This is a genomic window from Corynebacterium sp. HMSC063A05 (genome assembly GCF_001809695.1).
GTDB classification, from domain to species: Bacteria; Actinomycetota; Actinomycetes; order Mycobacteriales; family Mycobacteriaceae; genus Corynebacterium; species Corynebacterium amycolatum.
Window position 1 is genome coordinate 129,196 of record NZ_KV798504.1, and the last position, 14,008, is coordinate 143,203.

11 protein-coding genes are annotated in these 14,008 nt (G+C 58.2%); 2 read left to right on the top strand and 9 right to left on the bottom strand.

Annotated elements, in window-relative coordinates:
* Nucleotides 1-2: 2 nt before the first annotated feature.
* The 3 genes from HMPREF2651_RS07080 to HMPREF2651_RS07090 all read right to left on the bottom strand — a co-directional run bounded on the left by HMPREF2651_RS07080 (nt 3) and on the right by HMPREF2651_RS07090 (nt 2,829).
* Nucleotides 3-1,385, bottom strand: a complete 1,383-nt coding sequence (locus HMPREF2651_RS07080; protein ID WP_038625429.1) for an SPFH domain-containing protein — start codon at nt 1,383-1,385, stop codon at nt 3-5.
* A gap of 91 nt (nt 1,386-1,476) precedes the next feature.
* Complete coding sequence (locus HMPREF2651_RS07085) at nt 1,477-1,914, bottom strand: NfeD family protein (RefSeq protein WP_038625427.1); 438 nt, start codon at nt 1,912-1,914, stop codon at nt 1,477-1,479.
* A gap of 60 nt (nt 1,915-1,974) precedes the next feature.
* Nucleotides 1,975-2,829, bottom strand: coding sequence for a DUF3097 domain-containing protein (locus tag HMPREF2651_RS07090; protein WP_038625425.1), 855 nt, complete (start codon nt 2,827-2,829; stop codon nt 1,975-1,977).
* A 53-nt stretch (nt 2,830-2,882) separates the two neighbouring features.
* Here HMPREF2651_RS07090 and HMPREF2651_RS07095 point away from each other — a divergent pair, with 53 nt between their 5' ends.
* Entirely contained in the window at nt 2,883-3,752 is an 870-nt protein-coding gene (locus HMPREF2651_RS07095; RefSeq protein WP_246817345.1) for a hypothetical protein, read from the top strand.
* Between the two features lie 40 nt (nt 3,753-3,792).
* Here the strand turns inward: HMPREF2651_RS07095 and HMPREF2651_RS07100 are convergent, their stop codons facing one another.
* The 6 genes from HMPREF2651_RS07100 to HMPREF2651_RS07125 form a co-directional block, all read right to left on the bottom strand.
* Complete coding sequence (locus tag HMPREF2651_RS07100) at nt 3,793-4,851, bottom strand: ferrochelatase (protein WP_049181030.1); 1,059 nt, start codon at nt 4,849-4,851, stop codon at nt 3,793-3,795.
* Nucleotides 4,852-4,967: 116 nt separating this feature from the next.
* Nucleotides 4,968-5,960: a VWA domain-containing protein gene (locus tag HMPREF2651_RS07105; protein ID WP_038625418.1), complete on the bottom strand. Its 993-nt coding sequence runs from the start codon at nt 5,958-5,960 to the stop codon at nt 4,968-4,970.
* 112 nt (nt 5,961-6,072) lie between these two features.
* Entirely contained in the window at nt 6,073-6,921 is an 849-nt protein-coding gene (locus HMPREF2651_RS07110) for a DUF58 domain-containing protein (RefSeq protein ID WP_049181029.1), read from the bottom strand.
* Entirely contained in the window at nt 6,921-7,925 is a 1,005-nt protein-coding gene (locus tag HMPREF2651_RS07115; protein ID WP_049181028.1) for an AAA family ATPase, read from the bottom strand. The genes HMPREF2651_RS07110 and HMPREF2651_RS07115 overlap by 1 nt, the downstream gene beginning before the upstream one ends.
* Before the next feature lie 54 nt (nt 7,926-7,979).
* Entirely contained in the window at nt 7,980-9,572 is a 1,593-nt protein-coding gene (locus tag HMPREF2651_RS07120) for a DIP1281 family NlpC/P60 protein (protein ID WP_070586014.1), read from the bottom strand.
* 629 nt (nt 9,573-10,201) lie between these two features.
* Complete coding sequence (locus HMPREF2651_RS07125; protein WP_049181027.1) at nt 10,202-10,711, bottom strand: Rv1476 family membrane protein; 510 nt, start codon at nt 10,709-10,711, stop codon at nt 10,202-10,204.
* 367 nt (nt 10,712-11,078) lie between these two features.
* On the opposite strand from HMPREF2651_RS07125, the gene acnA reads away from it, so the two are divergent.
* The gene (gene acnA / locus HMPREF2651_RS07130) at nt 11,079-13,865 is read left to right on the top strand and encodes an aconitate hydratase AcnA (RefSeq protein ID WP_204370571.1); all 2,787 of its coding nucleotides are present in this window, start codon (nt 11,079-11,081) and stop codon (nt 13,863-13,865) included.
* Nucleotides 13,866-14,008 lie beyond the last annotated feature (143 nt).

The following is a 14,008-nucleotide window of genomic DNA, read 5'->3' on the forward strand; positions in this document are numbered from 1 at the left end:
ACTTACTGCCCATTTTCTGGGGCGTAAGGGTCACGTGACCATCCTGAAAAATCTGGACGATCGGTGGAGTGGGCACCGCCGCCTGCAGTGGTATTACCGGTACCAGGAGCCGAGGGCAGGTCACGTTTGCCGGAGGGAACTGACGGTGCAGCCGGTGCATCCGGTGTTGCAGGTTCAACCGCTGCCGGGCGGTTCTGGCCACCCAACTGTTCAGGCTGAGTGGGCTGAGCCGACTCGGCGCGGCGGTTCTTCTTCCTCTCAGGGGTATTACCAGCTGCTGCAGCTACCGGATCATCAACCGGGCGGTTAGCGACCTCGTTCGCCGCGGCAACCGCACGAGCCAACTCCGGGTTGGTCGACATGTCGAACCAGTTCTCATCGCGGCCCTGCTCAGCTTCTTCCTTGGTCTCTCGGCTCACGGCTGGAGGCTCATAGCGGAAGACACCGTCGGCATCCTTCTTGCCGAAAGCCCTGGCGAAGCTCTCGAGGCTGTCACCGAACTGCGACGGAATCATCCAAACAGTATTGCCGTCCTTATTTGCCAGCTCAGGTAGCTTCTCCAGGTACTGCCAGGCAAGAATCTCAGGTGTCAACTGTGAAGCCTTGACAGCGGCGTTGACCTTCTGGATAGCGCGAGCATTACCCTGTGCCTCAAGGTAGGTAGCGGCGCGAGTACCCTCAGCGCGCAGAATGGTTGCCTGACGCTCCGCTTCAGCAGCCAGAATTGCTGCGTGCTTGTTACCCTCGGCGGCCAGAATCTGTGCCTGCTTACGGCCCTCAGCAGTTTTAATATCGGCTTCGCGGGTACCTTCCGCAGTCAGAATCATGGCGCGCTTCTCGCGATCGGCCTTCATCTGCTTTTCCATCGACTGCTGAATCGACGGTGGCGGCTCAATAGCCTTCAGCTCCACACGAGCGATACGAAGACCCCACTTGGCAGTGGCCTCGTCCAGCTCGCCGCGCAGACGGCGGTTGATGTAGTCACGGGAAGTCAGTGTCTCTTCCAGGGTCAGACCACCCACGACGTCGCGAAGCGTTGCGGTAGTGATCTGTTCGACACCGAAGATGTAGTCGTCGATACCGTAAATCGCCCGATCCGGTTCATTGACCTGGAAGGTCACGACGGTATCGATAGCCACAGTCAGGTTGTCTTCGGTGATCACTGCCTGTGGCGGAAAGGTAACCATACGCTCACGGGTATCAACCTTCTCGCGCACTCGGTCAATAATCGGGATGATGAAGTTCAGGCCGCTATTCAGTGTCTGCGTGTATCGTCCCAGTCGCTCTACGATTGCCGCTTCACCCTGAGGGACCAGCACAATCGCTTTGAGAACCAAGGTAACAACCACGAGAATGAAAACGACGAGGATGATAAAGCCTTCCATGGTATTCCCTCGTAGCTAGAAACTGTGTGGTCAGTTATTTGATGGTCAGTAACTAAGAGTGCTCCGAGCGCCCTTTAAGTGAGTTGACTGCTCAGAGCAGCTTGTCCACTACTGCGGTATTGCCCGAAATCTCTACAATCGTGACTCTTTCCTTCGCATCGAAGGTCTGAGCAGTCAGAAGACTGCGCGCGCTCCACAACTCGCCATTGACCTTAATCAGACCCGCTGACGAGGAAACTGGCTCGATGACCTCAGCATGACGGCCCGCTAGCAGTTCCGGACGCGACTCCAGTTCGGCGGACTTGTCCGGTTTTGCCATCTTCTTGCGCAACACAGGGCGAACTGTCAGCACAAGTGCGGCGGACACAACGGCGAAGATAACCACTGACAGCCAAAGCGGCGCTCCAAGCTGGCTCGCACCGGACGCGGCCAGCGCACCACCTCCGAGCATTAACAGTGCTAAATCTCCGACCGCGAGTTCACCGAGAACCAGTAGGAGGCTTGCTCCGAGCCAAAGGAGAGAAATCACGCCCTCACCCTACCTACTTTGGAGAACAAATGTGGAGCGAGTGGAGCCAGTATTTCGGGATCAGTATTGCATATGTGGCTCAGTGACGAAGTCGACCAGGCGCTCAACTGCACCAATCAAATCCGACTCCAGATCACGGTAGGTGTGTACACCTGCGTAGACGCGTCGCCAGCCCTCCTTGGGGTCGTCTCCCCAGCCCAAGCGACGGCAGATTCCTGTCTTCCAGTCCTCCCCGTAAGGAACTTCCGGCCATGCTTCAATGCCTACCGACGAGGGCTTGACCGCCTGCCAGACATCGATAAATGGGTGGCCAGTGACCATCACATGCGGGCCGAGCTGCTGAGTCATGCGGCTTTCTTTACTGCTTTCCACCAAGTGGTCTGCCAGGACTCCGACGCGGCGCTTCGGACCCGGACCAAATTCGGCCAAGCGTTCCGGGAGATTGTCCAAGCCCTCCAGATACTCGACGACTACGCCCTCAACACGCAGATCGTGGCCCCATACTTTCTCGACAATTGCCGCGTCATGAATACCCTCGACCCAGATACGGCTGGGTAGAGCAACCTTAGCCTTGACGTTGTGGACCTTGCGCGAGCCCGATGCCGACAGATCCTGCGAGGGCTTCTTTGGTTCTGCCTTCGGCCGTACCAGAGTCACAGGTTTGCCATCGATGAGAAAACCGCGCTCGTGCATGGGAAACAGCCGCGACTTTCCGTGGCGGTCCTCCAGCCGAACGCACCAGCCGTCGAAAGTTTTCTCTAACCCGATAATCGCACCGACGAATCCGTCATAGGATGCCTCGACGACAACACCATTTTCTGCTGTTACCTCGCGTGCCGGCTGCGGGATACGACGGCGGTGTCCACGTGCGCCAGCAAACACGTCCTGATTGCGATACGGGTCTTGAAAGCTCATGGATACTGAGATTAACAGCATGGGTTACGGAACCGGCGACACACTGCACTAGGATGAGCTGCACTATGCAGCGCAGTGTTCTCGACCAGGTCTGGAGTCCAACTCAGCACATCGCCCTTCGGCTGGGCGCATGGTTGTCGGGTTTGGAAAACTACGATCATCTCCTCGATGCTCTTGATTCGCTCGGCGGGCCCACGTCAGTTCCGGGGACATTCGTGCTTGCCGACGCCATGGTTCCGAATGTCATCGATTGCGACGCTGATCTCGATCGAAGCGACATGCTCCGCCTTCTTCGAGCGGTTACTGACGCGGGAGATTGGCACAGTGACCATCGTCCCCTCGTCCGCCTTATTCTCTCCGGACCCGGTGACGCACCTGCACTGCCTGCGGGAACCGACGCCGCTGAGGCCGCACGCGCAGCAGGCTCAGCCATTGTGATTGCGGATGCGGAGCCGGGTTGGAACCATGCGCTCGTACCAGTGACATCGCCGGTGCCCGGTCTGCTGCAGTGGCACTGGTACACGCTCGAAGGACACATCCCGGAGCCGGCTTATCTCTCCCCTGGCGAGGCGGATTTGCAGCTGGCGGATGCGGCGCGAGTTGCGGCTGCCACTATTGCGGCGATGCCGCGTTCACCGCTGACGTCGTCAAGCAGTGGTACCCCGAAGGTGGATCCCCGGCTGATGGTCGGCATGCTTGATGATCACCTGGACATGGCTTTTGTTCCGGATGATGTGCCGCGCCGTGCACTGGGAGTGCTCGCCAGAGCTGATCGGGTGTCGTCGATTCTGGCGGTGGCACAGGGCAGCGAGTCGGGGCACGGCAGCGCCGCGTTTGATGCGCAGCTCATCCCGCTGTGGCGAAAGATTCGGCAGGCGCGGATGAGCGCGGTGGAATACGCGATTCAGGAGTGGACCCGCTAGAGGTTTGCCTTGCCCTGCGGTCCAATTGAGGCCAAGGGAATCAGTGTGGGCGGCGCTTTGCCGGGGTGCAACAGGATGCGGCGCAGGGGGCGCCGTTGCAGGCCGAGCCGAGTAGCGGTTCACTTCCCAGGCGGCGGGGTTCGGCATCTGCGATGCGCTCTTCGATGAGCTCCACGAGCATGTCAGTGAAAGTAGCCGTCGGGCCAGGTGTTGCGACACGCTCGATGACTATGTCGTGATGAGCCATTTCATCCTGTAGCTCAGCATCCAAATCCCAGGCGACCTCAACATGGTCCGAGATGAAACCAATCGGGCACACTACTGCGGATCGAAGGCCTTGGGTGACCTCCGCTTCAACGTGGTCGACGATGTCAGGCTCCAACCACGGCACGTGCTCCGGGCCCGAGCGGGACTGCCAGACGACGTCAAAGTCGGTGATACCGACTGCATCGGCGACGAGCCGCGCTGCTTCGTTGACCTGGCGAGAGTAAAGATTTCCGCCGAGTTCTACCGGCCCAGATGCCTTGTCCGCAGAGACCGGAATAGAGTGAGCGGTGAAAATAAGCCGGGCCTGGTCACGACGGTCATCCGGTAGCTTGGCAAACGCCTCACGCACGGCATCTGCATAGGCTTCTATAAAGAGCGGATGATCGTAGAAGCTCCGAATTTTCTCCATGTCAAAAGCACGGTCGCCCAGAGATTCGCGCATCCGAGCAATGTCTTCGTGATACTGGCGGCAGCCGGAGTATCCGCCCCAGGCGCTAGTGGCGAAAACGAGCGCTCGTTTAACGCCGTCATCAGCCATCTTTGCCGCGGTGTCTTCAGCCATCGGATGCCAATTGCGATTCCCGAAATAAACAGGCAAGTCATAGCCACGGCGAGTGAGCTCAGCCTTAAGGTTGGAGACAATTTCGCGGTTTAAATCGTTGAGCGGGGACTTGCCGCCGAAGTGCGCATAGTGAGCACCGACCTCGTCCAACCTCTCCGGCGGAATTCCGCGGCCGCGGGTGACATTCTCCAGGAAGGGACGCACATCGGCCATCTTTTCGGGACCGCCGAAAGACAACAGCAAGATAGCGTCAAAATTATCAGAAGACATAGGCAACCAGTTTAGTAGCGCAGTCTGAGGACACCATAAGACGACTGCTCAATGCTCATGGTCTCCTGCCTGCTGGGTTCCATCCAATTGCTTTACGACGGCACCCTAACCCGGCCCTATTGCGGAATTCGACGATTGGTCACAAGCAGTGAGCCCACGGTCACTAGCAGCATCGCGAAGGCTGCGATCAGATAGGGCCTCGGATTCTCGGCCCGCTTGAGTTCGTAACCGATGTCATCCTCCAGCGAGCCATATGCATCCCGGAGCTGCTCGAGGGAACCTGCGCTGAAGAACTCACCTTTTGTTCGACGTGCGATTTCTCGCAGCGAATCGTCGTCGTTAGGCACTGGAATTAACTCGCCCTGAACCGTGATTGCGCCTTGCGCGGTACCGAACGAAATCGTGTTGACAGGCACCCCGGCCTTGGCGGCTTCGGCGGCGGCGGTATACGCGCCGCGGGGATCGTCGAGCTCTTGCGGGACGGTCTGTTTGCCGTCGGAAAGCAGCACAATTGTCGCTGGTGGGGAGCCTTCTCCCCCGCCCTGGACCGAGTCGCTGAACTGAGTGATGGCATCGAGCGCGGCAGCGATGGCATCACCGGTAGCAGTCGCCTGATCTAACTCAGCAGCCTGAAGGGCTCGATTCACGGTGTCATGGTTGGTAGTCGGGCTGACCGCAGTGCGAGCGCGGCCAGAGAACGTCACCAGGCCGATATTGAGGTCGTCGGGAAGGTTCTCCACGAACTCTTGGCCGGCTTCTTTAGCAGCAGTGATGCGGTCGGGCGCAACATCCGTGGCCGACATGGACAGCGAAACGTCGACCACCAACATGACCGTCGCTCGGTTGCGGGCGACTTTGGTCTCCGAAATCGGACCGGCCAATGAAATGATGACCAGAACTAGAGACAACAGCGCACTGATAGCCACGACATGGCGTAGGCGTGCCGACGACTTATTCCCCAGTGACCCAACGATGGTGAAGTTGCCAAAGGCAATGGCACGTTGCTTTCGCTGCTTAGTGCTGATCCAATAGGCCACGGCTGCCACGAGAGGCAGAGCGAGCGCGAGCAGCCAACCTGGGTGCGCAAAAGTTGAGTTTAGGAACGTCATCGCGGTATCAGTTTCCTCACATCCAGTCGCCTAAACAGTCGCGTATAAACCAGTGGCTATAACCGGTTAGTCGGTGGCCTAAAAATAGCACTAACAAGCGGTTACTCAGACGCTAATGTTGGCCAATTTGTCGGGCAAAATCCAGTACCCAATCGGAATCCGTACGCAAGGTAATAACGCGAGCACGGCATTTGCGCAGTTCGTTGATTACACGCTCATGGTGGGCACTAGCCTGAGCTGCGTACTCGGCGCGGGTTTTGTCGTTGATGTTGAGTTCAATGGTTTCACCAGTTGCTGAATCCGCCATGACCACCGGGCCATCGCCGGGTAAGGCTTCATCGGCTGGATCGACCAGGCGGATTGCCATAATCTCTGTCGAGGCCGAGGCAACGCGCAGCGGTCGCGCCCAATCGAGTGATCCAAGGAAGTCCGAGATGATAACCAATAACCCAGCGCGCGGAGCCTGGGTCATTACTGTGTCAATATCCGCGGCGAGATTGTGCTCAGCGGTCGCGTCAGCCAAGTGCTTGAGCAGCATCAAGCTGTGGGCACGGCCCTGGCCCGCGGGCACTGGAGTGCCACCGGCGATTAATCCAGTTCGGGACCCCGGGGCGTCGTTAAGCATCGTTACAGCGCCGGCAGCGGCGGTGAGCAGATGTCGTTTGGTGGCATCGGCCAAGCCCGTGGACAGACGTGCGGCGGGTTCGGCGACGATCCAGCACTCCAGCTCGCGCTCGGCCTCGGAGGTGCGAACGTGCGGCACTCCAGTACGGGCTGTCACTGCCCAGTTCATCTGGCGAACGTCATCGCCGATGACATATTCGCGGGAGCCAAGCGGCTCAGAGCCATCTCCAGTAGCGGTGGAAAGAAAGCTGCCGCGCAAAAGTCCGTTGAGCTTACGCGTAACAGTTAGCTCTAAGTACGCCAGGACGCGTGCAAGATCGTCTTCCCGAGCTGACATTAGGAGGCAGTGCCCTCATCGGAGCCAGTGCCCGCGCCCTGGGGAAGGCGCACGTGAGACAACACGATGTCAATAATCCGTTCGGGAGTAACGCCATCGGCCAGGCCCTCATAGGACAGGACCAGGCGGTGACGCAGCACGTCGGGAAGCACGGAGACCACATCGTCCGGCACGACATAGTCGCGACCGGAAAACAGCGCGTGGGCGCGGGCAGCCGCGACAGCACCAAGAGTCGCACGCGGCGATGCGCCATAGGAAAGCCAGCGGTCGACATCCTTCAATTCCGCCCGCATCGGATTACGGGTGAGTTCGATGACGGCCACGATGTAGTCAATCAGTGTGTGGTGGACAAAGACTTCGCGGGTAGCGCGCTGCAGTTCCCGGACACTCTCTGGGGTGAGAATCTGCTGCGCGACTGGAGGAGTGGCTCCCATGCGGTAGACAATCTCCCGCTCTTCCGCCGGAGTGGGGTAACCCACGAGGACCTTGAATAGAAAACGGTCCCGCTGAGCCTCCGGCAGTGGGTAGACACCCTGGTTTTCAATTGGGTTTTGCGTGGCCAGGACCAAAAACGGCTCCGGTACTGGCGTCGACTCCCCTGCGATGGACACCTGGTGCTCTGCCATGACTTCCAGCAGTGCCGACTGCACCTTCGCCGGTGCGCGGTTGATTTCATCAGCGAGCACGATATTTGACATGACCGGGCCGGGCTCGACGATGAACTCCGAGGTGTCCTGGCGGAAAATTCGGGTGCCGACAATATCCGATGGCACCAAATCCGGAGTGAACTGGATGCGGGAGTAGGAACCACCCATCACTTTGGCAAAAGTAGACACTGCCAGAGTTTTCGCAACACCCGGAACACCTTCGAGCAGGACATGACCTCCTGCGAGCATCGCGATAAAGAGCTGCTTGATCAGGTGCTCCTGGCCAACCACAACCTTCCCCAGCTCCGCGTATGCGCGCTCGAGGTCCGTGTGGTCAGTGGGCGTTGGGTAGGTCACAGAGAAACCCTTCTTTAGGTCGGTCGCCCGACCTGTAGAACACGTCGTTAGAAACTAGACGAGGCGGACAACGTTCGGTGTCATTCCGTTATAACGGACTGGCGAGATCTTAACCACAGAACCGGACTGTGGTGCCTCAATCATCTTGCCATCGCCCAGGTAGATAGCGACGTGGCCGTGACCATTCGGGCCCCAGAACAGCAGGTCACCACGCTTCATCTGAGATGCCGGGTAGTGCTTTCCGCGCTGGTACTGGTAGCCGGTGTAGTGAGGTAGGTCAATGCCAACAGCGGCGTAGGCGTACAGAGTCAGTCCCGAGCAGTCGAAACCAATCTTGTTGTAGTCGCCGTGGGAGTCAGCTACTCCGCCGTCACGGATACCCTTGGTCGGGCCGTTGGCGTTGCCACCGCCCCATGCGTATGGGACACCGAGCTGCCCCATCGCGCGTGCGATGACAGTCTCAACCTTCTGGCTGGAAGAACCCGAGGTGCTCTGACCGGTCTCCGGATTCGTCGGCGCCGCAGTCTGTGCTGGGGTGCCGCTTGACGACGCGCTGCCGGTGCTAGACGATTCCGAAGTCTCGGTGGACTCAGAGGAGCCGGTAGATTCGGTCGTCTCAGAGGAACTGGTGGAGCCAGTCGAGCCAGTGGAGCTGTTAGAACCAGTCGAGCCAGTGGAGCTGTTAGAACCAGTAGAACCAGTGGAGCTGTTAGAACCAGTGGAGCTATTGCTTTCATCTGTGGACTCAGAAGAGGAATCCTCTTCGGCCTGGTTCGCCTGGGCCTCGGCACGAGTCTTAGCTGCAGCTTCCTCAGCGGCCTTCTTGGCAGCGGCGTCTTCCGCTTCCTTGCGGGCCTGCTCGTTCTCATAATTCTGGCGCTGGGAGTTCAGCTCGTTGACCGCATTACGGGCTGCGTCCAAAGATGCTTTTGCGGCATCGCGGTCAACTTGAGCCTGCTGGTAATCTGCTTGCTCCTTTTGAAGCTCCTGGTTTGCCTCGGAGTACGCGTTCTGAGCATCGGTGTTTCGCTGGTTTGCAGTCGCCTCCGCCTGCTGAGCCTCGTCACTCTTCTTGCGAAGTGCCGACTCCTGGTTGGCAGCCTCAGTTCGATTCTTGTCCAGAGAGTCAACGGTCTGCTCTTGACGGTCGGCTTCACGGCGCAAGGCGGACAGGCGATTAATAGCGTCGGATGCGTCTCGCGCGCCCTCAAGAATCGAGCCGCTGGAACGTCCCTGGCGCATGATTGTCCGTGCCAGTTCGTCGAACTGCTTTTGTGCACTAGCGAGCTCAGCACGAGAACGATCGAGCTGAGCGCGAGCCTCGTTGACCGCGTCGCGTGCACGGTTAGCGGCATCCCGGGCGGTTTCAAGGTCCACCATGGCCTTGTTGACGTCCTCGCGGAGAGTGCCCATGCGTAGCTCGAGGTCAGATACTCGGCGCTCGCTAGAAGTCACCTCGGCGACCAGGGACTGCAAGTACGACTCGGCGTTAGAGGCCGCCTCGCGCGCTTGGCGAATCTGGGCGTCACTCGGATTTAGTGGCTGTGCAACTGCAACCTGGGTGTTCGTCGCCAAAAGACCCGCCGTGATAATACCGGCAATTGGACGAGTCCAATATGATGCACGGACTTTGCGATTACTCGGCACCGCGTTACTCCTACATTTCTCCTATGGGTGCGTTCACGCCTCAGGTCCGACACCAGCGACTTCCCCATCGTTGGATATCTTCCTGTTGTTGTCTTCTGGTCTTGAGCGGAACTGCACGAAACGTCGAACCGAAACAACGACCAAAAGCAACACCAGCGCTCCCGCGAGTTTTCTTTGGTCAATACTGGACCCTTGAGTCCACTATTGGCATCACAGAGCACTTTACGGGTCAAAAAGCTCTAAAAAAACATAAGTAACAAAATTACCAACCGTCCCCTACTTTGTAACCTTTTCGTTATACGTCGTGGCCTGCGATTATGTCGGACCCTAGTTTTCTGTGTGAATTATGTCACTATTCGATGGTCTGTCGGCGTGCCGAAGCATTCCGGGTAGTTATCCGGGGTAATGGGCATGAAAAAAGGTCAAGCGTTGGCGCTTGACCTATGTAAAGTCGTTGACATCATTACGATGACTGCAACAGTGTTATCCAATTTAGGCGGAGCCTGGTTTCTTCGCTGCTACCAGTTTGTGGGGCACTTACCCTATCTCTGGCTTGGGGATGGAAAACCGGGGCGATGAATCTACTCGGTGGGGCTGACAAGGTTCAGTGCCCGTCGTAAAGCGACCCCTTAGGTGGTTGGGCGTGTACGTAGCCAGTAGAACGTCAGTCCAACGAAGAGTGCGACGATAACTACGCCTGCGATCAGGCTGTAAAGAGTCCATGGAACGACGTAGTTAGTAAGTTCGTGCAAGTAGGCATCTAGGCCCGCCGGATAGTCTCGTGGGGTCTCCATCATTGCGTGGTCGGCGCGTTCAATAGCTGCGCGGGGAAAATCGGCAGATGCGGTGGCCACATTGCCTGGCGTACGCACGACAGTGGTTCCGCCGACTTGGTCTGCCACTTGGCGGGCAAAGGAAAAGATGTCCGTATTCTTTTGCTCGGAAACGGGGTAAATCTTCTCGCTATCCAGGTAGATGATATTGAAATTGGGAACCCCCCGATTTGCGGCATCGTCGACAATTGGCTGGACCGCTTCTCGGAGCTGCGGGTTATTTGTCATGATGTTGTCGGTGCGTAGCTGAGCGACCGCCTTTTCGACGGTTTCTTTCGCTGCCTGTGAATCTGCTGGCGTATGCATTAACTGCCTTCCGTATCGTGCCCCTGTTTTGCGTGAGAATGGTTTCCACGCGCCCCAATTTGGCGGAGATGCTGCTTCGTTTGTCCTCTCTATAATGGCCTGTCTTGGATGTGAACGGGGGTAGCTTGACTCGGCGCGCCGCGGGTAATCTACATACAGAACGTTCGTACTGTTATTGTTGATGCAAGGACGGTAACGCTTCCTTAAAAACGTGTGCGTGGGCTCGTGTGCCCCGCGTCGTGATTATTGCTTTAATTGGTTGATAAGGGGCGGCGTGATCGCACCTATGCCTTGTGGAGGGCCGAAATTCGAGTGCCGGTCTCTTCAGTTAAGGCGACAATTCACCCGAATAGAAATGGAGCTGACTGTGGCTGAAAGCAAGAACTCTTTCAACGCCCTGCGCAAGCTTGAGGTCGGAGACAAGTCCTACGACTACTTCGCTCTTGATGCCGTGCCGGGTATGGAGAAGCTGCCTTACTCGTTGAAGGTTCTCGGTGAGAACCTGCTGCGCAACGAAGATGGCGCCAACATCACTGAGGAGCACATCAAGGCTGTCGCCAACTGGGTTCCTTCCGCTGATCCGTCGATCGAGATTCAGTTCACCCCTGCTCGCGTTATTATGCAGGACTTCACTGGCGTCGCCTGTGTTGTTGACCTGGCTACCATGCGTGAGGCTGTTAAGACTCTCGGCGGCGACCCGGATCAGGTTAACCCGCTGAACCCGGCCGAGATGGTCATCGACCACTCGGTCATCATCGAGGCCTTCGGTAGCGAAGACGCTCTGGCTAAGAACGTCGAGATTGAGTACCAGCGCAATGATGAGCGCTACAAGTTCCTCCGCTGGGGTACTGGCGCATTCTCCAACTTCCGCGTTGTTCCTCCGGGAACCGGTATTGTCCACCAGGTCAACATCGAGTACCTGGCTCGCGTTGTCTTCGAGAACAACGGCCTGGCATACCCGGACACCTGTGTTGGTACTGACTCCCACACGACCATGCAGAACGGCCTGGGCATCCTGGGCTGGGGTGTCGGTGGTATTGAGGCTGAGGCTGCAATGCTTGGCCAGCCGATTTCCATGCTCATTCCGCGCGTCGTTGGCTTTAAGCTGACTGGCGACATTCAGCCGGGCGTTACCGCAACCGACGTTGTGCTCACTGTCACCGACATGCTGCGCCAGCACGGTGTCGTCGGCAAGTTCGTAGAGTTCTACGGCGCTGGCGTTTCCAAGCTGCCGCTGGCCAACCGTGCGACCATCGGTAACATGTCGCCGGAGTTCGGTTCCACCGCCGCAATCTTCCCGATTGACGATGAGACCGTCAAGTACCTGGCCCTGACTGGTCGCGACAAGGAGACCCTGGAGCGCGTCGAGGCTTACGCCAAGGCTCAGGGCATGTGGTTGGACGAGAACACTCCGGAGGCTGAGTACTCCGAGTACCTCGAGCTGGACCTGTCCACCGTCGTTCCGTCCATCGCTGGTCCAAAGCGTCCGCAGGACCGCATCGAGCTGGCTTCCGCCAAGGAACAGTTCCGTAAGGACCTGCACAACTACTCCGACGGCGAGATCAAGGGCACTGTCAAGGCTTCCGCACCGACTTCCGAGCTGGCTGCAGACTACAACGAGTCCCGCGAGGGTCACGGCGAGTCCGCTGCTGACAGCGCTGAAGGTCGCCCGAGCTCCCCAATTACCGTCACTTCCCCGAAGGGCGGCGAGTACACGCTCGACCACGGTATGGTCGCCATCGCTTCCATCACTTCTTGTACCAACACCTCCAACCCGTCGGTCATGGTTGGCGCTGGTCTGTTGGCACGTAAGGCTGTCGAGAAGGGCCTGCATGCAAAGCCGTGGGTCAAGACCATTTGTGCTCCGGGTTCCCAGGTTGTCAACGGCTACTTCAAGCGCGCTGACCTGTGGAAGGACCTCGAGGCTCTGGGCTTCTACCTGTCCGGCTTCGGTTGTGCAACCTGTATCGGTAACTCCGGTCCGCTGCCGGCTGAGATTTCCTCCGCCATCAACGAGGCCGACCTGGCTGCTACCGCAGTTCTGTCCGGTAACCGTAACTTCGAAGGCCGCATCTCCCCTGACGTGAAGATGAACTACCTGGCCTCCCCGATCCTGGTTATCGCTTACGCTATTGCCGGTACCATGGACTTCGACTTCGAGACCGACGCTCTGGGTCAGGACGCAGAGGGCAACGACATCTTCCTGCGTGATATTTGGCCGTCCACTGAAGAGATTGAGGCCACCATCGAGGCTTCCATCTCCTCCGAGCTCTACGACGAGGACTACAAGGACGTCTTTGCTGGTGACGAGCGTTGGCAGAACCTGCCGACCCCGGAGGGTAAGACCTTCGCTTGGGACGACAAGTCCTCCTACATCCGCAAGGCACCGTACTTTGACGAGATGGAAATGGAGCCGGCACCAGTTTCCGACATCAAGGGTGCTCGCGTCCTCGCAGCTCTGGGTGACTCGGTGACCACCGACCACATTTCCCCGGCATCCTCCATTAAGCCGGGCACCCCGGCTGCTCAGTACCTCGATTCCATGGGCGTTGAGCGCAAGGACTACAACTCCTTGGGTTCCCGTCGTGGTAACCACGAGGTCATGGTTCGCGGTACCTTCGCTAACATCCGTCTGCAGAACCAGCTGCTTGACGGCGTCACCGGTGGTTACACTCGCGACTTCACCCAGGAGGGTGGCCCGCAGGCATTCATCTACGACGCTGCCATGAACTACAAGGAGGCTGGCACTCCGCTGGTCGTTGTTGGTGGTAAGGAATACGGCACCGGTTCCTCCCGTGACTGGGCAGCTAAGGGTACCCTGCTGCTGGGCGTCAAGGCTGTCATCGCTGAGTCCTTCGAGCGTATTCACCGCTCGAACCTCATCGGTATGGGCGTTGTCCCGCTGCAGTTCCCGGAGGGTGAGTCTTGGAAGTCCCTGGGCATCGATGGCACTGAGACCTTCGACATTGCCGGTCTGGAGGAGCTCAACAACGGCTCCATTCCGAAGAACGTCAAGGTCACTGTTACCAAGGAAAACGGCGAGTCCTTCGACTTCGACGCTGTTGTCCGCATCGATACCCCTGGTGAGGCTGACTACTACCGCCACGGCGGTATTCTGCAGTTCGTCCTGCGCAACATGATCAAGGGCAACTAATCTCCCTTTGACTCGTGCGTGCTAGGGCTTATTGCAAGCAGCGCTTCTAGAGGCCGGTAGGTCGCGCTAGCCCGCGGATTCATACCCCACGGACTAGCGCCCTGCCGGCCTCGGGTTTCTCTACCCCAAACAAAATGAGGCTT